This is a genomic window from Agathobaculum desmolans ATCC 43058, assembly GCF_000701665.1.
In the GTDB taxonomy this organism is placed as follows: domain Bacteria; phylum Bacillota; class Clostridia; order Oscillospirales; family Butyricicoccaceae; genus Agathobaculum; species Agathobaculum desmolans.
This window is the reverse complement of record NZ_JNJN01000003.1, coordinates 49,569-70,943: the sequence shown is the minus strand read 5'-3', so window position 1 is coordinate 70,943 and position 21,375 is coordinate 49,569. Positions and strand designations below refer to the sequence as shown.

Genomic DNA, 21,375 nt, shown 5'->3' with positions numbered 1-21,375 from the left:
GTGGTCCACTCCTTCAAAAACGAAAATACAAAAACGGATTATAGCTCTGCGCCGCCAGCGCGGCCGTTCCCGCTGCACACAGCAGCAGGCATCCTGCCGTCACGCCCCAACGCATCCATGCACTGCCGCTGTATTGCCGCACCCACCGTCCGGCAAAAGGCAGGCTGGCAAACGCCGCGCACAGCAGCAGTGGCAGATAGGCCGATACCGTCACGGCCGCCTGCGTGCCGATCCAGCCGTCCGCAGGCGATAGCATCGCGCGTAAATACGCGCCGAGCGCGGTGAAATCCTCCACCGCAAACAGCACCCAGCCGAACACGACCAGCACCATCGTGCCAATATGCCGCAGCGGGCGTGGCACTCGCTGCAGCCGCGCCGTGCCGATCAGTCGTTCCACGGTCAGCAGCACAAAATAGTACAAACCCCACAGCACAAAATTCCATGCCGCGCCATGCCAAAGGCCGGTCAGCACCCATACGATCAGCAGGTTGCAAACCGTCCGTCCGGTGCTGCCGCGGCTGCCCCCCAGCGGGATATACACATAATCGCGGAACCAGCCGCTGAGCGTTATATGCCAGCGCCGCCAAAATTCCCGGATACTGTCCGCCGCATACGGATACCGGAAATTGACCGGCAGTTCAAACCCGAACAGCCGTCCCAGCCCGCGCGCCATATCCGAATAGCCGGAAAAATCGAAGTATATCTGCAAGGCAAACGCCGCCGCGCCCGCCCATGCGCCAAGCAGGCCGATTCCCTCCGGCTGCGCCGAAAGCGCCTGCCACAATTCTCCCATCGGGTTGGCCAGCAACATTTTCTTGCCTAAGCCGATCATCAGCAGGCAAAAACCGTTTGCCATTTTATTCCACGTTTCCTCCCGGCCGGTCAGCTGATCACACAGCTCATCGTAACGCACGATCGGTCCGGCGATCAGCTGCGGAAAAAAGGTCATATACGCCGCAAAGCAAACCTGGCTGCGCTCTGCCGGTACGGTGCCGCGGTACACATCCACTACATAGGAGATCACCTGAAACGTATAAAAGGAAATGCCGAGCGGCAGCGGCAGCGTACCGGGCAGCAAGCCGCCCAGTCCCAGCGCTTCCAGCAAAAATCCGGCATATTTGAACACGACCAGCAGGCCAATGTCCAAAATCAGCGCAGTCAGCAGCCATATTCTGCGGCGGCGCGGCGCCGTATATGCCGCAATCTGCCGTCCGATATACCAGTTGAGCGCCGCCGTCGCCAAAATGACCGGCAGGAACCATGGCTCGCCCCATCCGTAAAACACCAAATTGGCCCCCAGCAGAAACGGGTTGCGCCACCGCCGCGGCAGCACATAGTAGCCGAGCAGCACCGACGGCAGGAAAAAGTAAAGAAAAACCAAACCGGCAAAGCTCAATCCTGCACCGCCTTTACGGATGCAGCAGAGCCTGCACCGCGGTTTTCGCCCCGGCATGATCCGCCGTTACACAAAAAACCACAAAAACACCTTCGCGCTCCAGCACCGCGCTTGTCAGCTTGGGCACCTCTTCCGGCTTGTAGTCCGCATAGCCGTCCGCCCAGTTTTCCGTAAAGCTTTCCAGTGCGGCGGCGATCTGCTCGGCTGCCGCCGCATCTGCCGCCTGAAACACCGCAGCGCTCTCTGCCGTGGCGCCGCTGCCCACATAGGCAGCGCTGTCCTCCGCCAGCGAAGGGTCGATATCGTAAAACCGGCAGGTGCCGGCATGATCCAACCCGTTCATCTGGTCGGTAAAGGTCAGCTGTTCCGCAAGCGTCTCCACCGCCTGCTGCGGTGTTAAATCCGCCGTCTGCCTGCCGCAGCCGGTCATCAGCACCAGCGCAGCCAGCAGCGCCGGTATGCGTTTCCATCGGTTCATTTGCGCTCCACCTCCGCAATGCTCTGCTTGAGCAGCTCTGCCCAGCGCTCGGTATACGCCTTGGCCGGATGGATCCCGTCTGCCGCTGCATCGGCGGGCAGACAGCCGTCCGCATCAGCCAGCGCGTCAAAGGAATCCACATAGACCGCATCGTTCTCCTGCGCAACCTTTTGAATTTCCGCATTGCAGGCGCGAATAGACGGATTGCTCGTGTTATCCTGATTTTCCTGCGATACCGCCTTGGATACCGGCGGGATAGCACACAGATAGATCGCCGCCTCCGGACAGTAGCCGCGCGCGGCGCGGATCACCTCGGCGTAACCGTCGGTAAAAGCATCGCGGTTGGTCCAGCCCAGCTCGTTCTCCCCGAAAAACAAAAAGATATGCGACGGCGTTTTTCCCTCGAGCAAATTCAAAACCGGAGTCTGCATATCCTCACCCTGTACCATCGGCAGCTCGAAAGCGTTCTCCACATTCAGCCCCACCCGATAGTAGTAGGCCGCCCCCTGCACCGCGTCGTAGATATAAAAGCTGTCGATATACGAATTGCCGACCAGCGCCACATCCTCATAGCCGGTTCGCACCGCCGGTTCCGCCGCCGATCCGGGATCGAGCGGCAGCGCCGCCTGTGTCTCCCCGCTGCAGCCGCTGCTGCCCGCCAAACAGCAGGCCGCCAATATCCCAACCCATACCGCACGCATGTTCCTCATTGTTTTTCTACCCTTCCTGCCTATAATTGTCCCTTTTTCCGTGGGATACGTGAAAATTACCGGGGAAAACCCGGTAATTTTCGCTGATACGGCATATCTTGTTTTCCGTACTTCTTTGTTATACTATATCTGTCGAAACCCGTCAATTTAAGTAACAAACTTGTTTCCCAACTGATACCAATTTGATACCTCACAATTTCTTTTTCCCACCAAAGCAGGACTGATGCATGATTTTCTGCACCCTTTCCCCATTTGGAAAAACAGGATTGTGCAAAGGCGTGTCCGCCCCCTGTTTTTTATCTGTTGCAACCACTGTTGCAGATCCCGCAACCCCCAAATTTCAAACCGCCGCAAAAGTTCGCGCAAACAGCAAAAAGCCGTCACTTTCGTGACGGCTTTGGTTGGTGGGGTTGGCGGGGCTCGAACCCACGACCTCTCGCGTGTGAGGCGAACGCTCTGACCAGCTGAGCTACAACCCCGAACTCTGTTCGGTTTACCTTATTACTATACCAGACCGGCACACAGTTTGCAAGACTTTTTTTCGCGCATGTTGCAAGCGGACGGATACCGAGACTGTCGAAAAACTTCGTTTTTCCGACAATCTATGTTTGGACTACGCCAAACATGAACGAGAAAAAGTTCCTGTACAGAAACTTTTCCTCTCTCAAAGCATAAAAAGTCAGGCACTTGTCCTGACTTTTTATGCATTTGCGCTGCAAATGCTGTTTTATGCGCGCTGCCGCGCGTATTGCTAACACCCATCGACAACATACTTTTTTGGCAGGCTGACCGTTTTCTCCGGCATCCGTCCCCCCGTGCATGGAATTCACTGCGGCCGGTTCCGATCCATGCGACCGAGCAGCGCTGTCAGCAGCGCGATCACCGCCAGCACGGTAAAGATACCTGCCATGCCCTGTCCCAGCAGAGCCACCGCCTGCTGTAATGCCTGATTCATCTGTTCCCTGCCCCTTTCTCACATAAAGAATCCGAGGATGACGCCGCCCGCCACGACCGAAGCGATCTGACCCGCCACGTTCGCGCCGACCGCGTGCATCAGCAGATGGTTGGTCTTATCCGCTTCCACGCCCAGCTTTTCAATGACGCGCGCACTCATCGGGAAGGCCGAAATGCCCGCCGCGCCGATCATCGGGTTGACCTTGTTCTTGCAGAACAAATTGAGTACCTTGGCAAACAGCACGCCGCCAACCGAGTCCAGCACAAAGGCGATGAGTCCCAGACACAGGATGAGCAGCGTTTCCTTTGTGACAAACTGCTCCGCCCGCATGGAAAACGAAATCGTAATGCCGAGCAGCAGCGTGATCAGGTTGGCCAGCTCGTGCTGTGCGGTTTTGGAAAGGCTGTCCAGCACGCCGCATTCGCGGATGAGGTTGCCGAACATTAAAAATCCAACGAGCGACACCGAAGCCGGTGCGACAAATCCGGCCACCATGGTGGTCAGGATGGGGAACAGGATGCGCGTGCGGCGGCTGACCTGACCTGCCGCGTAGGGCATTTTCATCGCGCGTTCTTTCTGCGTTGTCACCAGCTTGACCGCCGCAGGCTGGATAATGGGCACCAATGCCATATAGCTGTATGCCGCCACCGCGATCGCGCCGATATATTTAGAGCCGAGCACCTGCGAAACCAGCAGCGCGGTCGGGCCGTCCGCTGCGCCGATGATGCCGATGGAGGCCGCATCCCGCAAATCAAAGCCCATGGCCGCCGCAGCGATCACCGTCAGGAAAATGCCGACCTGCGCCGCCGCGCCGAACAGAAACAGCTTGGGATTGGCAAGCAGCGGACCGAAGTCGATCATCGCGCCGATGCCGATGAACAGCAAAAGCGGAAAGGCCTCGCTTGCCTCAATGCCGGTTTCAAACAGCCACTGGATGATGCCGTGCGTCTCTCCGATGCCCTCCGTCATCTGGTTGAGCACCCCGGAAAACGGCAGATTGACCAGAATCGCGCCGAAGCCCATCGGCAGCAGCAGCGCCGGTTCATACTGCTTGGTGATCGCCAGCCAGATCAGCACCCCGCCGACCGCATACATCACCGCCTGCTGCCACGTTACCGACAGCAGACCTTCATACAAAAATTGCATTTTACCGCCCCCTAACACCTGTTACAAACGGATAGATCGCGCGTGAGCGCGCATGATTTCGCCGCTCTATGAGCGGCATCGTAAAAGCGGGCTTTGCTCGTTTTCACGATGCCCCGACCCAGCCGCCTTAGACGGCGTCCGGGGGTATGGATACCCTCTGGAGAAGCAAACAGACCTGCGTTTCCCCAAAAGGAAAACGCAGGTCTGGTCATTTCAGGCGTCAGCCAGAACGGGAACGCTACGTCCCGCCATGCTTGTTGGCGATGCCGCGCAGCACTCCGCCGCGCCGACTACTCCCCTTTGTTTGGCATCATCTTATCATGGGAGGAGCGTGGTGTCAAGTCTGTTGTCCCGTTAAGTTTTCGCCAAAATTCCCGCTCAATAGCCGAATGCGCCGTCCTCGAGCACCCATTTGCCGTCCGCGCCGCAGTACAGCGTGAACGCCCAGCCCTCGGCCTTGTCGCGCCACGCATTTTCACCAAAGTGCGCGTCACCCAGAACTGTGATCACATCGCCGCGCGTCAGACCGTCCTCCTGCACGTTGTCCTTCAGCACACCGCTGCTCATACTATCCTCAGAAAAGCTGGAATCATGCGCCGCGTCATAGCGCAGGTTTTCAACCGAAAAGCCGTTCGCTGCCGCATACGCCCGCACCGCCTGATAGGCCGCTTCGATTTCCGCAGCGGTAAACCGCGCACCGAACAGATCAGGGTTGGCCGCCTTGTGCTGCTGCCACAGCGTTTGCACCGGCGCATCCACCCCGGCGATTGCCTGTTCGACCGCAGCCGCATCCTGCTGCCAGCGTTTGTCCAGTTCGGCCAGCACAGCCTCGGCATAGGCGCCGTCAACCCAGCCCATTGCGAGCGCCTGCAGCAGTTCACCTGTTGAGCGATACGGATAGTAAGCCATCATGCGTGCAACCACACGCAGATAGGGCGGATACTGCGGCTGCCAGCCGTCATAACCAATGGGCAGCCACAGCACCGGGCTGTTGTCCGACAACTGCACGCGCTGCATCCGGATGGTCATTTCGCCGTCATCCCAGCGGTAGGTCAGGCCCATCTCGTCATCGTCCTCGCTGCCCGTCCGGCGGATCCACGCGCCAGTTACCAGATGCAGCACATATTCGGCGCAGGTCTCAGGCGTGGACAGATCGGGGTTTTCAAGCGACGCGGGCTTTGCCGCCATTTCGCTCAGGCGTTCCAGCCCTTCCTCCTCAAATATCGGGAAACCCTGTTCCAGCGGGAACGCCAGCAGAAAATCTGCGTGTGACCGCACGCCGTCCGAGGTGTCCACCAGCAGCTCGGTGCGCGAGGGCGTGATGGTATCCGTCCGGTCGTACCACACGCGCTCGGCTCTGGTGAAGAAGTAATCCCTGTTCCGGGTGGTGAACCGGATGACAATCCGCACGGCATTGTCCCCGGCCTCGGGATGGATCGTCACCTTGTCGCGGATCAGTTCGGCGGTGGAATCATTCTGTGCCGCGTAAATACGCGCCAACGCGCGCAGCAGCAGTTCCTGCTCATTGGTGCGCTGCTCCGCCGTTTGCCCTGCAAACGAGAGGGCGCTTCCCTCCATCGCGCGCGCCGCCTCGGCCATTTCGGCATAGGCCGCCGTGATATCCTCGTCATTGGTATCATACTGCACGTCGGAAGCAAACGTCAGATACCATGTCAGCCCGTCCCGCTCGGCAAGCTGCCTGCACGGCACATGGTAATTCGCCTGCCAGTCCTCGCCATACAGCTCCCGCAGATAGGCGGTCGCTTCCGCTTGCAGGTGCATCACCGTCCCGCCGTCGGTCGGGTCGCCCGAATAGCCCGGCATTGCGTTTTGCAGGCCGAACCACACGCCGTTCTCGGTTTCCACCGCATAGCCCTGCCCCACAAAGCAGTCGGGCAGCGTCAGGGTGTAGCCGTAGGTTGGGTTGTGATAGTCTGCCGAACGAATGGTAAACGTCTCATCCCCCCCTTGTGCGAGCTGCCGCACCGATGCAATGACCCTACGGCCATCCGCACGGGCGGTTTCGATCACCTGAGTGATGCGCTGCCTGTTCCCGGCTCTGTCTGTCCACCAGAACTCCACCTGACAGCTATCCTCGCTGTCGGTCGGCACAACAGTATAACCATCATACGCCAACTGTTCGCCGCCGTACTGCCAGCTGAAACCGCCCTCGGGCAGTGCCTGCCGTGTTTGGAAATCCCGCTGCATCTGCGCGGTCAGAATAGGATAAATATACTGCCCGCTCTTGTGCATCACGCCGCGTGCATACTGCCGCGCAAGATCGGCGGCGGTGCGGGCATTTTTGCCGCCGTCATAGGTGAAATCCTGCGGCAGCCAGCCCTCGCCGAACTGGCGGATCATCGTAATGACCACCTCGCTGCCGTCGGCAAAGGTGACGGCCACGTCGCGGATATCCTGCTGCGCGCCCGCGCGCACTGTGGTATTGCCCTGCAGATACAGCAGGTTGGCTGCCGCCTGCTCAGGCGTGCTGATGTCGATCTGTGCGTTAGCATCCGGCACGGATAAAAAATCCGGCAGGCCAAGGTCGTTTTCATACAGAATTTTGAACTCGTCGAGCGAGGTCACATAGCCATCAGCATCCGCTGTTACAGCTTCGCCTTTCACGACCTGCCACCCATCCGCGCCTTTTTCAAAAGTCAGCCTTTCTCCTGCACGGTAAGGCACAGCCACCTCAGGAAGATACTCAAAATGGACATCATACAGCACATAGGTGTCATCCCCATCCAGCTTTACCGTATAATCCATGCTGTCCCCCCGCTGCGCCCACTGTTCTGCCAGCGCAACACGCTCCTTATCTGTCAGTGCATCCTTATTCTCTCCCACCGAAACCGCGCAGCCGAACACACCTATCAGCACGGTGGCCGCGATCACCAGCGCCGCGCCGCGCTTTTTCACGCGCGTATCAAATATTCCCTCAAACCGACGCATCAGCGTTTCCTTATCCCCGGTAAAGCACGAAATCAGCGCACTCCGGCGGCGGCTCTGCGCCACGGCCGAACGCAGGATGGCTTCCCCGTAGGCGCGGCGGGCCGCGCCATCCATGCCGCGCACGACCGCATCGTCGCACGCCAGCTCGATATCCCCCTGCGCGAGGCGCGCCAGCAGATGCACGAGCGGATTGAACCAGTGCATGGTTTTTGCTGCCGTCAGCAGCAGCTTGAGCCACAGATCGCCCCGCTTGTAGTGCACCAGCTCATGGCGGAAGATGAACACAGCCTCCTGTTCGGACAGATTTTCGTCCGGCAGATAGAGCGCAGGACGTATAAAGCCCGCCAGCATCGGGCAGTCCGCCGCAGGCGAAACCAGCAGCGGGATGTCCCGGGCAATGCCAAGCGACCGCTTCTGTTCCTCGAATACCCGCCGCAGGGTGTTTCGCCCCACAGGAGCATCGCTGCTGCGCAGTAGATATGCAAAGCTGCAATACATCAACACCTGCCAGCCTGCAAATACCGCCATACCCAGTCCCCAAAGCCACATCAGCATATGGCCTAAATCAAACGAGATCAGCGATGGCATATCATTGGGGGTCAACGCCTGCGCCTGCTCTGCCGTCACCCAACGCCGCGTTGTCGTCTCACCGTCCTGCTCGATCACCGGCAGTCCCGCCTGCGCCAGTTGTGCAGGGGCAAAGTCGGTGCGTGTCAGGTAGGTGGTGCGCGGCGTCAGCTGCACCGGCGCCTCCGGCAGCGTAAGCTGCACCGGAAGGAGCAGCCGCACGGCAAGAATCGCCCACACGATGCACACCGCCCGCGCGGGATAGCGTTTTTTCATCATCTTCCGCAGGGCAAACAGCACCAGCGCCGCCGCCGACACGGTCAGCCCGATCTGCACAAGATTCATCAGAAATGTGTTTCCCATCCTATCCTTCCCCCTTATCCTTACCGCCCCTGCACGTCCAGAAAGGCGCGCAGCTCCTCCACGTCGCTTTCGGTCAGCGCACCCGCGTCCGACAGGCTGGCTACCAGATTTTTCACCGAACCGCCGCACAGCCGCTCAACAAAGCTGCGGCTTTCCTGCTGCAAATACGCCGCGCGCGAAACCAGCGGGGTATACAGGTTTTGCCGCCCCTCCTTGCGGCAGGACAAAAAGCCCTTATCACACAGGCGCGACAAAAACGTGAGTACACTTGTTGCTTTCCAGTCCTGCGGCACCTGCTGCTGCACGGCAGAGGCCGTTACCGGCGGCTCGAGCGACCACACTGCCTGCATCACAGCAAGCTCCGCATCCGGCAGATGCTTGGCTGTTTTCATATGGCTCCCTCCTTTTCTACATTTGTAAAACATTTTCCTATTTTTATTCTACAATAGTAGAATATGTCTGTCAAGTCATACTTTGTTTACACTTGGGTGCATTGACAGCCCCCCGCATTTGCGATATCCTAATATTAGAAAAAAACCGGTGTTCTGCGCCGGAGCAAGGAGCTTATCATGCGTAAATTCACGGCGCTCGGCTTCGCTGTCTGCGGCACGCTGTTGATCGTGCTGCTGTTCATCGCCGGACGGATGCTGTATATCAAGTTCTATGACCGATCCTATCTGGACATTGCGGAAACACCGCAGACCGTGCTCACACTATCCGACAGCAGCGGAAATGAACGTACGGTAGATGATCCTGCACAGGTTGCGGATATTACCGCACTGCTGGAGAGCTACACCTATGTACCCTATCCGCGTTTTTTCAAGCCGAACGAGGAAAAGCTCACCGCCGTGCGGCTGACTGTCACCTTTGCCAACGGCAGCTCGATCGCGGCAGATGCCGACGGCCACATCTTTGTTGACGGCACACTCCGCGATGTGGAAGGCGGCCGCGGGCAAGAGTTTTACCACAAGCTGTTTCTCCTGTTTTATCCCGGCGCAGCCGCAGCCTGAGCCTGTCAATAAGAGGAGGAACCCACCATGAAAAAACTGACATCCCTATGGCTGACACTGCTGCTGGCACTGTCCGCGCTGACAGGCTGCACACCGGATACCGGTGTGATCGGCGGGGCAGACGGCCCCACGTCGGTTGTCACATTTGAAAGCAGCGGCAAGCAGACCGCGGCGGAAACACCCTCAGAAGCCGGCGCTGCGCAGCATAATGCTGCCGCGGATGATATAACACTCGGCTCCGCTGTTACCGGTCGGGAAAGCATCCGGCTCGGCAACACCGTGCTTGATGAAGAGGGCTGGTACACCGACCGCGACACCGTAGCCCTGTACCTCGCACAGTATGGTACACTGCCGCAGAACTACATCACCAAAAAGGAAGCGCAGGCGCTCGGCTGGGAAGGCGGCTCGCTGGAGCCCTACGCCCCGGGCTGCTCGATCGGCGGCGACCATTTCGGCAACTACGAAGGCGCACTGCCCGAGGGCAGCTACACCGAATGTGATATTGACGCCGGTCCGGATGGACGCGGTGCCAAACGCCTTGTGTTTTCGGATGACGGCCTGATTTTTTACACCGAAGATCATTACGAAACCTTTACCCTGCTGACCGTGGAGGATTGACATGCGGGAGCTGCTGCTTGATGCGGATACCCTGTATACCCGTGCACAGGCGCACGATATTTTTGCCAAAACCTTTGGTTTTCCGGAAAGCTACGGACGTAATCTGGACGCACTGTACGATTTGCTGACTGCGCTGCCGCCCACGCGCCTGACCCTGCGCCATGCAGAAATGCTGGTCGTCCACATGGGCAATTACGGAGAACTGCTGCTGCGCGTACTGGCCAATGCCGCGGCGGAAAATCCGCATTTCATCCTGTCCGCCGAGTGAAAAGATCATAAAAAAACTGCCGCAGAACCAAAACCGTTCTGCGGCAGTTTTTTATGGCGAAAATTGAGAATAAAAATGGAGCATTGCTGCGCCGTTCTTTTATTTTCCATTCTCCATTCTGCATTTTCCGTTAAACTTCTGCGCTGCTGCGGCGCAGCCCTCTGCGATGATGCAGGCCGCCGCGCTGACCGCGTCCTCGCACGCCCGGTCGATCGCCTTTTGTTCCTCCGCCGTGAATTTGCCGAGCACCCACGCTGCCAAGTCATAATCCGGATGCGGTTTTTTGCCCACGCCGATCTTCACGCGGGGAAATTCCTCGCTGCCAAGGTGATAAATGATGTTCTTCAGGCCGTTCTGCCCGCCGGCCGAGCCCTTCGGGCGCACGCGAAGCGTACCCACGTCCAGCGAAACGTCGTCCGACAGCACAATGACCCGCTCAGGCGGGATTTTATAGAAAGCCGCCGCGTCGCGCACCGCCTCGCCGGACAGGTTCATAAACGTCTGCGGTTTGACAAACAGCACCCGCCTGCCGCCGAGCATCCCCTCGCCCACCAGCGCTTTGAACTTCATTTTGTCGATTTTCAGTCCGGTGCGGGCACAATAACCCTCCAGTGCGCGGAATCCCGCGTTATGGCGCGTGTTATCATACTTGCTGCCCGGGTTGCCCAAGCCGACAACCAGCCACTCGATCGGCTGTGCGGCCTTTGCCGCTTTTTCTTCATCTAACTTTTTGAAAATATCAAATACTGACATGGTTTTACTCCAAATATCTGCCTGAAAGGCATTTGATAGACAGGCCGCTGCTGCATAACGGCGGCTCACCGGTGCCCAAACGGGGCGCTGAAAAGCAGTGAACGCTCAAATCCAGCCGCCGCGGCGCCCTTATTATACCGATACACGCTGCGCTTGTCAAGCGCGGCGAAGCAGCCCCTCTTTTACCCTTTAGAACGATGGTTTTTTGCCCCGCTAATTTCACCGTGCATTGGATAAAGCCGAAAAATATGATAAAATAAATTAAAAGATAAACCGGAAATTGTGAAGGTAAATATGAAAGAATATACTTATGTTACTTTAAGACAAAAACCCAAATTAAAAGAAGAAGCATCTGCATGGTTTCATGATAAATGGGAAGTGCCACAAGAAGCTTATCTTGAATGTATGGAATCCTATCTCAATCATGAAACAGAATATGGTTGGTATCTTTGCTTAGACGGCGGGCGCATTGTCGGCGGTCTTGGCGTAATTGCAAATGATTTTCATAACAGAAAAGACCTTGCTCCAAATGTATGCGCGGTATATACTGAACAGGAATATCGCGGCCAAGGCATTGCGGGACGATTACTTGATATTGTTGTGAAGGATATGAAGTCCAAAGGAATCACCCCGATCTATTTAATTACAGACCATACAAATTTCTATGAAAAATATGGTTGGGAATTTTTATGTATGGTTCAAGGGGACAATGCGTCTGATATAATGAGAATGTATATCCATAGATAAATACCGTTTTGCCGTGCTGTTAGGCATAATCATTTAATAGATTTCTAATTATCTCTTTAGATGTTCTTATATGCCGGTATAGCCCGTCATTCCGGGCTTTTCCGGCACTTTTCATATCGGAAGAACCTCACAAATCTTTTTATTACCCCTCATGTTTTCGCTCTCAAAAGTAGTAAAAGCAGTAGTAAATTCTGCGTACTACTTATGCCGCCTTGGTTTCCTCGGCGCTTTCCGCCGTAGCCTCCGGCTTGGCCTCTGCGGTGGTTTTTGCCTTGGCTTGCAGCCGTTCCATTTCCTCCTGTGCGGAATGGAAAGTAGCGTGGGCGTAATAGTTCAGCGTCATTACAATGTTGGCGTGTCCCATGATGTACTGCAACGCCTTGGGGTTCATGCCCGCGTTTGCCATTCTGGTACAGAATGTATGTCGCATGGTGTGCGGCGTCATCACATCGGGCAGCGGCTCCTTGTGGCACTTGTTGTACTTCTTGGCAAGGCACTTGAACATGGCGTCATAGTTGACGGCGGTTTTGGGCAGGCCGTCCCGGTTCAGGAACAGGAAATCCTTATAACCGTCAACCTCAATGCCCTTGCCGTCCCTGCGCTTCTTCAACACGCGCTCAAACGCTTCATAGGCGGCTGCGCTCATGGGCACTTGACGGAATCCGCTTTCTGTTTTTGGCGCTTCGATATAGTAGCCATCCTCGGTGCTTCTCAAAAGCTGGTGGTCTACATTTACAAAGCGTTTTTCAAAATTCAGGTCAGCGGGCGTCAGGCCGCAGAGTTCGGAAATACGAAGCCCGGTTTCCAGCAGGATCACCACCTCGTCATAATACTTGGCATAGACGGAATCGTTCTGCATGAAGTCCAAAAGCTCGTTTTCCTGTGTAGGGGTAAGCGGCACCTTTGGTACGGTATCGTCGTTGATAACCTCATTGATCTGGAAGTCAAAGGGATTCTTGCGGAGGCAGTCGTCCTGTACTGCCATATAAAAGATGGCCTTTAAGGAACGCTTGCTGTTGCAGATGGTGTTGTAGGCAACGCCCTTTTCCTGCATACGCAAGGCCCATTCTTTCGCGTCGGACAGCTTCACGCTGTCAATGCTGGCCGCGCCCAGCTTATCTTCGGACAGAAGTTTCATCAACTGCTGGCGGCTCTTTTGGGTTCCTTTCCGCACATTCCCGCGCTGCCGGGTGTACTTTTCATAAAGCTGGCACACGGTCATTTTCTTGCCGATGGTGTCTATCCCGTCGTCAAGGTCTTTCTGTATCTGCTTGATCTTCTCGCGCAGGGAAAGACAGGGCCGCTTTCCGGCAGGTACTTTGTCGGTAGGTACTAACTTCCATGAGTAAACAAACTGGGTTTCTCCAAAGGTGTCAATGTATTTGTAAGCGTATCTTCCATCTGATCGCTGGCTCTCTCCAGACTTCAAAAGGCGGCCTTTGTTGTCCCGTCTTTTTTCATCTCGTTCTTTTCTTGGCATTTCGTCATGCTCCTTTCCATGACGGAAAGAGCCTTGACACGCTTTTTCCTGTCCCCACGCCGCCCCAGAACAGGTAGCCGATATTTTCAGCCTGCATGGTTTCCCAGCTCTCCACATAAAAACGGGCGGTTGCGGTCTGCGGGTTTCTGCCGTTGTCATGCTCAAATGTCCAGTTCCGCATAGCAGGGTCGGTAAAACCCCGGCGTTTCAAGTCCTCCACTGTTTCAAGGTGCTTCTGTCGGCTTTCAGCGGCTTCCCGTTTTTCACGGGCTGCCCGCTGGCAGTCGCACTCTGTCGGGTGTCGGTCATGCCCTAACCATTGGGCGGTTTCTTTTGAAAAATAGGCTTCTTTGGGCGTATGGCACTTGCCGCAGTATAAAAGCCCGTCCTCGCCTGTGTAGTCCTCCGCTTCGGCGGTAGTGGCTGTAATGTCCGTAATCATAGCTTCAATCCCGTTTCTCATAAGCTCTCGCCCTCCTTGCATGAATAATCGGGTATGCCCTGTTTCGGGGCAGCCTTGCCTTTGGCAGCGTCCTCCTGCGCCCACTTGTAAATGGTGGCTGCATGGCTGTGGTACTGCTTCCCGGTGGAAGCGATATGGCAGGAAAGCCGGTCAATATAATACTCCCACTTGTCGGGCAGCTCTGTTTTCAACCCGGAAAGCTCTGTATCGGTCAGTATCACATTGTTGTATCTGCCATAAGCGGCGGGGGCGGGGTGTCCCGTTTCTCCCTCTCTCTCTTTTTCTATCTTTATCTCTTTCTCTAACTCTATCTCTATCTCTGGTGGACGAATGTCAGACAAATGTCCGCCTTTTGTCCGGGACGGTAAAAGTGCCTTGTTTTCCAGCCTTGCAGCCCGTTTCCTTTCGGCTTCGGTAGAGGACTGTCCTATCATCAGTTCAATGTCGGTCATATAGAAAGCCCCGCTGTCAAGCTGCTCCACAAGCCCCAACTGCCGGAAAATCTCTAAAGCCCTCTCAACCGTCCCTATCTGGTGGCGGGTCAGTGTCGCTATCATCTGTGCTGTGTAGGGGATATGCTCGTCAAGCTGCAACTTCCCGCCGTTTTTCAGCGATTTTAAGTACAGCTTCAAGAGGATATTGGAATATAAAATTCCGTCTTTCATATCTTCCAGCAGCACAATGGAGTCGCTGTCAAAAAAGTTCTCTTTCAGCTTGAGGTAGTAATACTTGCGGTTATCTGCCATTGTCCCTGTCCTCCTTTTTCCGGCGTTTGGAGTAGTAGCAGGGGCAGAGTATGATAACCGCCCGGAAGCTCTGCTTGCAGCTATGGGTACAGCCCCGGCAGAGGTCGTTGTATGTGATACGGTCGCAGGTGGTATTTCCGACTTTTACTTGCCGCAGGAAAAAAGACCATTCCAGCCGCCGTTTCTTGCTCATTCTTGGCATGGGTGCGCTCCTTTCTGCCGTTTCCGCTGGTGTGACGGTATCGGCGGTAATTCTGTATCATCTCGGTATCATTTTCGGGGTTTTTCTGCCCTGTAAGCCCGTTAAAAAATCCTTTGGTATTGCGGATAGGGTACGGGGCAGCCCCCTTGTTCTGTATGGGTTCGGGTACATTTTGGGGTGGTTTTTATCGCTCCTGTTCCTGCCTTTTCACAGGCTTGCGCTCCCGGCGTAAAATCTGGTCGATATTGCTCTTGACAGTCTGTAAGCGGCGGTATTCCTCCCGTTTTGCCCGGTAATCGTTGTAGCCGCTGTTTTTCTCTTTGATAAGGACTTCAATCTCTGCTTGCAGGGCTTTATAGCTCGGCAGCTTGGAAATGCCGTTCTCCCTGAAATAGCGGGCGGCTGCGTCTGCTATGATAAAGTCGCTTTCGTGCTTCTGTCGGTAGGCTGCTTTTGCTTTGGCGTTTTTCTGCTGTTTCAGCCCGTCCCGGACAGGGCGGGTCTTGGAATAGGCAAGCACCTGCCGTTGCAGCTCCTTTTTCCCGTCCAGCGTCTTTTCCACCTGCTTCAGCTCCGTAAGGCTTTCCCGCATGGCGGCATAGGCGGCAGAACAGGCTTCGTCCAGTTCCTCCGGGGAAGAAAAGCCGTACTGCTGATAGGCGGTAACGGTAGCTGCCATTTGCTTTAGATTGTGTTTTGCCGCCCAACGGTCATAGCCCACGCCCTTGCCCTCGGCTCGCTTGGCTTCCCGGTCAACCATGCGCTGCAAAGTGTTGTCTGCCGGGATGGTTTTTGCGGCTTTTTCCTCCCGCAAGCGTTCCTTTTGGGTGTGGGGGTATTCGGGCATGGCTGTGGTCTGTTCGGCAGCTCTGCGGGCGTTCTGCGTGAGCAGGGCAAGGACAGCAGCCTTGTCAAAATCGTCCCCCAGCTTCCGGGCGGTGATAGGCTTCGTCCTGTCCGGCGTGAGGTAGGAAAGTCGCCCCCGGCTCTCCTTGACGGTCACGCCCTCCCGCAGCAAAAGGGAAGAAAACTCGTCAAAGCTGGTAGCTTGGGAAAGTGCCTGCCGTATCGTCCGGCGCAGCTTCGCCTTGTCCGTTTCAAACTTGGTGGGCTTGGTCGGCTGTCCTGCGGCTTCTCTGGCGGCGTTCTCTTTATCAAGGGCAAGTTGCCCTTTCTTTGCCGCCCAGTATTCCCGTTCCGTTATCCGTTCCTTGCTGCCGTTCAAGAGGTCGATTTGGTAAAGCCCCTCCCGGTGGCACATCTCCATGACTTCACTCTTGAAATATTCCATAGCGGCGTTGGTGCAGCGGTGCTTGCAGCCCTCCCGTGTATCGGCGGGTCTGTCCATGTAGGGCAGAAGCGGGACTTCATAAATCCGCAGGGAGTTGAGGACGATATGCACATGGATATTGCCGCTGTGGTTATGCCCATCCGGGTGGGTGCATACAAGGGCTTGGTGTCCGGGGAAATGCTCTTTACAGAACTGCTCGCCCAGCTCCTGCGCCCGGTCTACGGTCAAGCCGTTGTCTGTCCCGTCCCGTGGGTCAAAGCTGATGATATAGTGGTGGCTTTTCACATCTTCCCGTTTTTGGTTTTTCTCATAGCGGAGATTGGCTCGCATACAGGCAACAGCGAAATCCTCGTCCCCGCAGTTAAGGGAAGAAATGCGGTAATCCTCCCTCGGTATCAGCCGCCCGTTTTCATCAAAGGTGGGCTTCATGGTAAACTCGTCATGCTCAAATGTGAGGTAGGCTTCCGCTGCGCCATAGTCGGCATTTTTAGAGCTGATATGTTTGAATGTTGCCAACAGCGTCACCCACTTTCTGCAAGACTTCAAACTTTAGGGCAGCAAGGTCGGAAACCGCCGCCCGTACCTCCCCGGCAAGCTGCGGGTAGGGACTGTGCCACTCGTTCAGCGTCCGGGCTATCTGGTTTAAGTTGCCGCCGATCCTGCCGTATTCGGCAGTCAACTTCCCGACAGCGGCAAGCAGCTCATCGTTGACGGGGGAAACGGTTATGATGGGGCGTATGGCTGCCCCGGTTATCCCGGTCAATCCCCTTGGCGTACTGGCAAAGGTGTTCATACTCGATGTTGTCCTTGATGATCTCCCGATAAATCTCTACGGCGCTCTGTGATTTCGCTCCCGTTCCTTTCCGTTCCGGCGGCGCAGCCGCTTCTTCCCCCAAAGGAGAGGGAGGGGAAAGGATAGGAATGGAATCGGTATTTGATCCATCTGTAATTGATTTCTCTTTACTTGATCTATCTTTATTTAATTGCGTTGGTTTTTCCTGCGTAGGCTTTTCCTGCGTTGGATTATCCAATGTTGGATTTTCCAATGTAGGTGAATCCGGCACAGGCTGGGGCTGTTCGTAAATGATGTAATCCGCCCCGCGCAGGCGGCCTTGGCTGTCACGCTCACGGGAACGCACGATATAGCCCGCCTGTTCCAGCTCTCGGACAGCCGCCCGGATCGCGTCGATCTGCTCCCGGTTGATAAGGGACAAGCCTTTCAGCGTAAAGTCCCAATCCTCCGGCAAGGACAGCATTTGCGACAGCAGCCCCTTGGCTTTCAGGGACAAGTCCTTGTTCCGCAGGTGGTGGTTGGACATCACCGTGTAGCCCCGGTTTTTCTCCACTCGAAAAACTGCCATCTCGTCGTCCACTCCTTTCACTTGAAATTTCACCGCGCCGTCAAGGGCGGTGAGCTTGCCCGGCTGGTAGGGACATTCCTCATACACACAAAACTGGTACTTCCAGTGCGGGCGGTAGAAACGGCAGGTGCCGCAGTCCTCCGGCGCTCCGGCCTCGCCGCTGTCAAAATGATCTGCGCCTGGCCTCGTCTGCATGAGCTGTTCAAAGGCCCGGTCGCTGCCGGAAGTAAAGTACATAGGCGGTCGCCTCCTTTCTGGTTTTGGGCGCAAAAAAAGCGGCGTCCTGATCTCCCCAAAGGGGAAAAGAGAACGCCGCCGTCTGCGGTGTCGTATTCGATTTTCGATGTGTCACTATTTGGGCGGTGGGCTTCACGGGAGGCAGAAGCGTGTCAAAGCTCAATCCGAAAGTAGTAAATCGGTAGTAAATTCAGTTCTTATATCCCGTGAAATGCCCGTATTTCCGGGCTTTTTGGAGATAATCAGAGTTGTTCGCATAAAAAATAAGCATCTCCCTTCGCCGCTTTGACGAAGGGAGATTGTTTCTATCCGGAATGAGTCTAACAGTAAATTGGGCAGCGGCGCATTTTGCTTATTCCACCGAAAGGATATAGTAATAAACCGGCTGGCCGCCGTTGACCAGCGAGATCTCCATTTCCTTGTTTTCACGGCGCAGCAGCGCTTCCACCTCGGCCGCCTGCTCCTCGGATACGCCTTCACCGTAAATCACGGTGGCAAATGCGCTCTCCTCGGTCACCATTTCACGGATCAGCTTTTTCAGCACCGAGCTTTCGCGGCCGTTCGCACACAGCTTGCCCTCGCACAGCGAAAGGTATTCGCCCTGACGGATCTTCTTGCCGTCAAACTCGCTGTCGCGCGCGGCATAGGTAACCTGACCGCTGCGCACATTTGCCGCGGCTTCGTTCATCGCGTCCGCGATCGCCTGCTCCTCTCCGCAGTCCGGATCGACCGCCAGCATGGCGGAAATGCCCTGCGGGATGGTCTTTGTCGGCACAACGACGATCTTCTTGCCCTCGGCCAGATGCACAGCCTGCTCCGCCGCCATGATGATATTCTTGTTATTGGGCAGCACAAACACGGTTTCTGCCGGAACCGCATCCGCGGCACGCACAATATCGTCGGTCGAGGGGTTCATGGTCTGACCGCCCTGTACGACCACATCCACACCCAAATTGTTGAACAGCGCCTTCAATCCCTCGCCTGCCGCCACTGCGACAAAGCCATACGGTTTTTCAGGCGGGACGATCACGCGCTCCTTGGGAGCATCCGCCGTGCCCTCGATCACCTTGGCAGTATGCTGCTCACGCATATTCTCGATCTTGACCGTCAGCAGCGGGCCGAACTTCAGCCCCTCCTCCAGCGCCTTGTTGGGTGCATCCGTGTGCACATGCACCTTAACGATATCGTCATCCTCCACCACGACAAGACTGTCGCCCAGATCGTCCAGAATCGAGCGCAGACGGCTGACGCTGCGCGCCTTGTCCTTGCGCTCGGCGATAAACTCGGTGCAGTAGGTAAAGGTAATGTCCTCATCTGCGATCGCGGCGAAATCCGCAGCGGCCTTTGCCGCCGGTTCTGCGGCCTTACGCTCCTTATGAATACCGCGCAGCCCATCCAGCATGCCTTCGAGAATGGTCAGGAAGCCAAAGCCGCCTGCATCCACCACCCCGGCCTTTTCCAGCACGGGGTTCTGGTGTACGGTTTCCTCCAGCGCCGTGCGGCCGCGCTCGAGCACGGTGACCAGCACCTGCTCGGCGGTCAGTGCCGGATCGGCCTGACACGCTTCGACCGCATGCTGCGCCGAAACGCGCGATACCGTGAGGATCGTGCCTTCCGCAGGCTTCATCACCGCTTTGTACGCGGTATCCACACCCTCGCGCAGCGCCAGCGCCAGCTCGCAGCCGCCGGCCTCCTCATTTTCGCGCAGCTTTTTCGCCATGCCGCGGAACAGCAGCGACAGGATCACGCCCGAGTTGCCGCGTGCACCGCGCAGCAGCGCAGAGGCCGCAGTATCCGCCGCCTTGGCCAGCGTCGGCTCGCTCAGTTTTTCCATTTCTGCCATTGCCGAGCCCATTGTCATGGACATATTGGTGCCGGTATCGCCATCGGGTACGGGGAACACATTCAGCTCATTGGCCTGTTCCTTTTTCTCCGCAATGGCGAGCGCACCTTCGATCACCATGGACTGAAACAGCGCACCGTTGATTTTTTGATCTGCCATTTACAAAACTCTCCCTGAATCATGATCTGTTGCGGCTCCGCTCCAACCCTTTGCTTTCACGCGGCAGCCCTGCGGTATCCGCGCATCAGTCCGCGCGGATGCTCTCCACGTAAATATCCACGTTGTTCACATCCACACCGGTCAGGCGCTCTACATGGTAGCGCACCTCGCCGATGATCGAACGGCAGACCGTTGCAATATTCACGCCATGCTCGACCGCGATGTGCAGATCGATGTTGACGCCGCCGTCCGGCGCTTCGGTCACTTTGACCCCGCGGGACTGGCTGTCCCGTCCCAGCAGATGCGCCAATCCGTCCGACATGGAACGAATGGTCATGCCCTTTACGCCAAAACAAGAGGAGGCTGCATAGCCCGCAATACCGGCCAGCACCTCGCTTGTGATTTCAATATAACCGAGATCAGTTTTGATCGTCATAAATAACCCCTCCCTGCGTTCGGTTGGTTACAATTACGTTTCTTACCCTATAGTTTATATCAAAAACAGGATAAATACAAGCAAAATACACAATTTCACGTGTTCCGCTGTAAAAATAAGCAAAATGCCGAAACAAATGTTTGCTTTTCCCCGTCCATTAGGATATAATAGAGAAAATACGAACGCATGTTCCTGTTACGCAGGCTACGAAGGAGTACCACCCATGAACAAAATATCTGCCAAGCAGCAACGGATTCTGGATTATATCAGCGCTTTTTCACTCGAGCACGGTTATCCGCCCTCTGTCCGCGAAATCGGAGCTGAAATGGGGCTGCGCTCGCCTTCCACTGTACACGCCCACCTGAAAAAGCTGCAGGATGCCGGTTATCTGGAGCCGAACGACCACAAATCCCGTGCGCTCACGCCGGTTCGCGGTCCCTCCATGATGCCGCGCGTGCCGATTCTCGGCCGTGTCACCGCAGGTATGCCGATTTTAGCGGTGGAGGAGCACGTGGGCTATGTCCCTTATGAACCGGCGGCGCACGGCGGCGCCTATTACGCCCTGCGTATCCGCGGCGATTCCATGACCGGCGCCGGGATTCTGGATGATGACCTGGTCATCGTCCGGCAGGATACCGAAGCCCGCAGCGGTGACATCGTGATTGCCCTGCTGGAGGATGAAGCCACCTGCAAGACCCTCAGCCTGACGCAGGACGGCGTGTGGCTGCTGCCGGAAAATCCGTCCTATCCCCCCATCAACGGCGAAGGCTGTCAGATCCTCGGCGTTGTCAAAGCGGTTTATCGGGAGTATTGACCGAATCGGCGGCGGCCGCCGCAGGCGGCGCATACCGTTTTCTATCAGCTTGCCGAAAAAGTCTTTGCGCGAGCCGCGCGCATCGGATAGAAAATGGCAGCAAGCTGCCATTTCCGTAAAAACCCGCGACATGATCCAGCCCCACCCGCTCTTGCTGCCGCGCAGCAATTCACCCTGTATGCGCGGGTTTTTATGCAGGACGACGGAGCATCGTGCCCCTTGGGTACAATTCTCTGTCGCACCTTCGATCGAAGGCGTGGTTCCGATCAAGGGGCTGTTCGAAAAACACAGTTTTTCGACAGTCTCTTCTATGCAGACGATCAACCGCCGGTGAAGCGGAAGCAGCAAAAAAACCGTCCCGGAGCACGCTGGCCGGCATGCCC

Annotated in this window: 19 protein-coding genes, 1 tRNA gene and 3 pseudogenes; 5 read left to right on the top strand and 18 right to left on the bottom strand. The window is 56.3% G+C overall.

Annotated features, from left to right (window positions below):
* Positions 1–13: 13 nt before the first annotated feature.
* From T363_RS0101605 to T363_RS0101570, 8 genes are all read right to left on the bottom strand, one after another.
* Complete coding sequence (locus T363_RS0101605; protein ID WP_031472598.1) at positions 14–1,396, bottom strand: MBOAT family O-acyltransferase; 1,383 nt, start codon at positions 1,394–1,396, stop codon at positions 14–16.
* 13 nt (positions 1,397–1,409) lie between these two features.
* Positions 1,410–1,874, bottom strand: coding sequence for a DUF4358 domain-containing protein (locus T363_RS14895; RefSeq protein WP_051643018.1), 465 nt, complete (start codon positions 1,872–1,874; stop codon positions 1,410–1,412).
* Positions 1,871–2,584, bottom strand: a complete 714-nt coding sequence (locus T363_RS0101595) for a GDSL-type esterase/lipase family protein (protein WP_078096865.1) — start codon at positions 2,582–2,584, stop codon at positions 1,871–1,873. Before T363_RS0101595 ends, T363_RS14895 begins: the two co-directional genes overlap by 4 nt.
* Before the next feature lie 402 nt (positions 2,585–2,986).
* Positions 2,987–3,063 (bottom strand) — tRNA-Val (locus T363_RS0101590).
* 347 nt (positions 3,064–3,410) lie between these two features.
* Complete coding sequence (locus T363_RS16670; protein WP_278246974.1) at positions 3,411–3,539, bottom strand: hypothetical protein; 129 nt, start codon at positions 3,537–3,539, stop codon at positions 3,411–3,413.
* A gap of 18 nt (positions 3,540–3,557) precedes the next feature.
* The gene (locus T363_RS0101580; protein ID WP_031472592.1) at positions 3,558–4,685 is read right to left on the bottom strand and encodes a sodium ion-translocating decarboxylase subunit beta; all 1,128 of its coding nucleotides are present in this window, start codon (positions 4,683–4,685) and stop codon (positions 3,558–3,560) included.
* A gap of 378 nt (positions 4,686–5,063) precedes the next feature.
* Positions 5,064–8,564 carry a M56 family metallopeptidase gene (locus tag T363_RS0101575; protein WP_031472590.1) on the bottom strand — a complete coding sequence of 1,167 codons (3,501 nt, stop codon included), beginning with the start codon at positions 8,562–8,564 and terminating at the stop codon, positions 5,064–5,066.
* Between the two features lie 20 nt (positions 8,565–8,584).
* Positions 8,585–8,956, bottom strand: a complete 372-nt coding sequence (locus T363_RS0101570; protein ID WP_031472588.1) for a BlaI/MecI/CopY family transcriptional regulator — start codon at positions 8,954–8,956, stop codon at positions 8,585–8,587.
* Positions 8,957–9,133: 177 nt separating this feature from the next.
* On the opposite strand from T363_RS0101570, the gene T363_RS0101565 reads away from it, so the two are divergent.
* From T363_RS0101565 to T363_RS14325, 3 genes are read left to right on the top strand one after another with little or no spacing between them, the layout of a single operon-like run.
* The gene (locus T363_RS0101565; RefSeq protein WP_031472586.1) at positions 9,134–9,574 is read left to right on the top strand and encodes a hypothetical protein; all 441 of its coding nucleotides are present in this window, start codon (positions 9,134–9,136) and stop codon (positions 9,572–9,574) included.
* A 27-nt stretch (positions 9,575–9,601) separates the two neighbouring features.
* On the top strand, positions 9,602–10,192 hold the full coding sequence (locus T363_RS0101560) for a ribonuclease domain-containing protein (protein ID WP_031472584.1): 591 nt from the start codon (positions 9,602–9,604) through the stop codon (positions 10,190–10,192).
* A 1-nt stretch (position 10,193) separates the two neighbouring features.
* Positions 10,194–10,460: a barstar family protein gene (locus T363_RS14325; protein ID WP_034971435.1), complete on the top strand. Its 267-nt coding sequence runs from the start codon at positions 10,194–10,196 to the stop codon at positions 10,458–10,460.
* A gap of 99 nt (positions 10,461–10,559) precedes the next feature.
* Here T363_RS14325 and pth read toward each other — a convergent pair whose 3' ends face one another.
* Positions 10,560–11,213: an aminoacyl-tRNA hydrolase gene (gene pth, locus T363_RS0101550; RefSeq protein WP_031472582.1), complete on the bottom strand. Its 654-nt coding sequence runs from the start codon at positions 11,211–11,213 to the stop codon at positions 10,560–10,562.
* Positions 11,214–11,507: 294 nt separating this feature from the next.
* On the opposite strand from pth, the gene T363_RS0101545 reads away from it, so the two are divergent.
* Entirely contained in the window at positions 11,508–11,960 is a 453-nt protein-coding gene (locus T363_RS0101545) for a GNAT family N-acetyltransferase (protein ID WP_031472580.1), read from the top strand.
* Positions 11,961–12,162: 202 nt separating this feature from the next.
* On the opposite strand, the gene T363_RS0101540 is transcribed toward T363_RS0101545, so the two are convergent.
* The 9 genes and pseudogenes from T363_RS0101540 to T363_RS0101510 form a co-directional block, all read right to left on the bottom strand.
* Complete coding sequence (locus T363_RS0101540) at positions 12,163–13,440, bottom strand: tyrosine-type recombinase/integrase (RefSeq protein ID WP_031472578.1); 1,278 nt, start codon at positions 13,438–13,440, stop codon at positions 12,163–12,165.
* Positions 13,441–13,480: 40 nt separating this feature from the next.
* Positions 13,481–13,903 (bottom strand): annotated as a pseudogene (locus T363_RS14320) (ATP-binding protein); the annotation flags it as partial.
* Positions 13,900–14,649 carry a phage replisome organizer N-terminal domain-containing protein gene (locus T363_RS0101530; RefSeq protein WP_021610547.1) on the bottom strand — a complete coding sequence of 250 codons (750 nt, stop codon included), beginning with the start codon at positions 14,647–14,649 and terminating at the stop codon, positions 13,900–13,902. The pseudogene T363_RS14320 and the gene T363_RS0101530, both read right to left, overlap by 4 nt.
* Complete coding sequence (locus T363_RS15395) at positions 14,639–14,851, bottom strand: hypothetical protein (RefSeq protein ID WP_009255553.1); 213 nt, start codon at positions 14,849–14,851, stop codon at positions 14,639–14,641. Before T363_RS15395 ends, T363_RS0101530 begins: the two co-directional genes overlap by 11 nt.
* Positions 14,852–15,035: 184 nt before the next feature.
* Positions 15,036–16,658 carry a relaxase/mobilization nuclease domain-containing protein gene (locus T363_RS0101525; protein ID WP_031472574.1) on the bottom strand — a complete coding sequence of 541 codons (1,623 nt, stop codon included), beginning with the start codon at positions 16,656–16,658 and terminating at the stop codon, positions 15,036–15,038.
* Positions 16,630–16,896 (bottom strand): annotated as a pseudogene (gene mobC, locus T363_RS15385) (plasmid mobilization relaxosome protein MobC); the annotation flags it as partial. The gene T363_RS0101525 and the pseudogene mobC, both read right to left, overlap by 29 nt.
* Positions 16,895–17,740: pseudogene (locus tag T363_RS0101520) on the bottom strand (DUF6017 domain-containing protein); the annotation flags it as partial. The pseudogenes mobC and T363_RS0101520, both read right to left, overlap by 2 nt.
* Positions 17,741–18,092: 352 nt before the next feature.
* On the bottom strand, positions 18,093–19,742 hold the full coding sequence (locus T363_RS0101515; RefSeq protein WP_031472570.1) for a DAK2 domain-containing protein: 1,650 nt from the start codon (positions 19,740–19,742) through the stop codon (positions 18,093–18,095).
* Between the two features lie 85 nt (positions 19,743–19,827).
* The gene (locus T363_RS0101510; protein WP_031472568.1) at positions 19,828–20,178 is read right to left on the bottom strand and encodes an Asp23/Gls24 family envelope stress response protein; all 351 of its coding nucleotides are present in this window, start codon (positions 20,176–20,178) and stop codon (positions 19,828–19,830) included.
* A 223-nt stretch (positions 20,179–20,401) separates the two neighbouring features.
* Between T363_RS0101510 and lexA the strand changes: the two genes are divergently transcribed.
* Positions 20,402–20,992, top strand: a complete 591-nt coding sequence (gene lexA / locus T363_RS0101505; RefSeq protein ID WP_031472566.1) for a transcriptional repressor LexA — start codon at positions 20,402–20,404, stop codon at positions 20,990–20,992.
* Positions 20,993–21,375 lie beyond the last annotated feature (383 nt).

What these genes read in the sequence shown, in the direction of transcription:
- T363_RS0101540 (WP_031472578.1), bottom strand. Translation starts at nt 13,440, where the DNA reads ATGCCAAGAAAAGAACGAGATGAAAAAAGACGGGACAACAAAGGCCGC.
- T363_RS0101570 (WP_031472588.1), bottom strand. Translation starts at nt 8,956, where the DNA reads ATGAAAACAGCCAAGCATCTGCCGGATGCGGAGCTTGCTGTGATGCAG.
- T363_RS0101595 (WP_078096865.1), bottom strand. Translation starts at nt 2,584, where the DNA reads ATGAGGAACATGCGTGCGGTATGGGTTGGGATATTGGCGGCCTGCTGT.
- T363_RS14895 (WP_051643018.1), bottom strand. Translation starts at nt 1,874, where the DNA reads ATGAACCGATGGAAACGCATACCGGCGCTGCTGGCTGCGCTGGTGCTG.
- T363_RS16670 (WP_278246974.1), bottom strand. Translation starts at nt 3,539, where the DNA reads ATGAATCAGGCATTACAGCAGGCGGTGGCTCTGCTGGGACAGGGCATG.
- T363_RS0101580 (WP_031472592.1), bottom strand. Translation starts at nt 4,685, where the DNA reads ATGCAATTTTTGTATGAAGGTCTGCTGTCGGTAACGTGGCAGCAGGCG.
- pth (WP_031472582.1), bottom strand. Translation starts at nt 11,213, where the DNA reads ATGTCAGTATTTGATATTTTCAAAAAGTTAGATGAAGAAAAAGCGGCA.
- T363_RS0101575 (WP_031472590.1), bottom strand. Translation starts at nt 8,564, where the DNA reads ATGGGAAACACATTTCTGATGAATCTTGTGCAGATCGGGCTGACCGTG.
- T363_RS0101530 (WP_021610547.1), bottom strand. Translation starts at nt 14,649, where the DNA reads ATGGCAGATAACCGCAAGTATTACTACCTCAAGCTGAAAGAGAACTTT.
- T363_RS14325 (WP_034971435.1), top strand. Translation starts at nt 10,194, where the DNA reads ATGCGGGAGCTGCTGCTTGATGCGGATACCCTGTATACCCGTGCACAG.
- T363_RS0101515 (WP_031472570.1), bottom strand. Translation starts at nt 19,742, where the DNA reads ATGGCAGATCAAAAAATCAACGGTGCGCTGTTTCAGTCCATGGTGATC.
- lexA (WP_031472566.1), top strand. Translation starts at nt 20,402, where the DNA reads ATGAACAAAATATCTGCCAAGCAGCAACGGATTCTGGATTATATCAGC.
- T363_RS0101510 (WP_031472568.1), bottom strand. Translation starts at nt 20,178, where the DNA reads ATGACGATCAAAACTGATCTCGGTTATATTGAAATCACAAGCGAGGTG.
- T363_RS0101565 (WP_031472586.1), top strand. Translation starts at nt 9,134, where the DNA reads ATGCGTAAATTCACGGCGCTCGGCTTCGCTGTCTGCGGCACGCTGTTG.
- T363_RS0101545 (WP_031472580.1), top strand. Translation starts at nt 11,508, where the DNA reads ATGAAAGAATATACTTATGTTACTTTAAGACAAAAACCCAAATTAAAA.
- T363_RS0101560 (WP_031472584.1), top strand. Translation starts at nt 9,602, where the DNA reads ATGAAAAAACTGACATCCCTATGGCTGACACTGCTGCTGGCACTGTCC.
- T363_RS15395 (WP_009255553.1), bottom strand. Translation starts at nt 14,851, where the DNA reads ATGCCAAGAATGAGCAAGAAACGGCGGCTGGAATGGTCTTTTTTCCTG.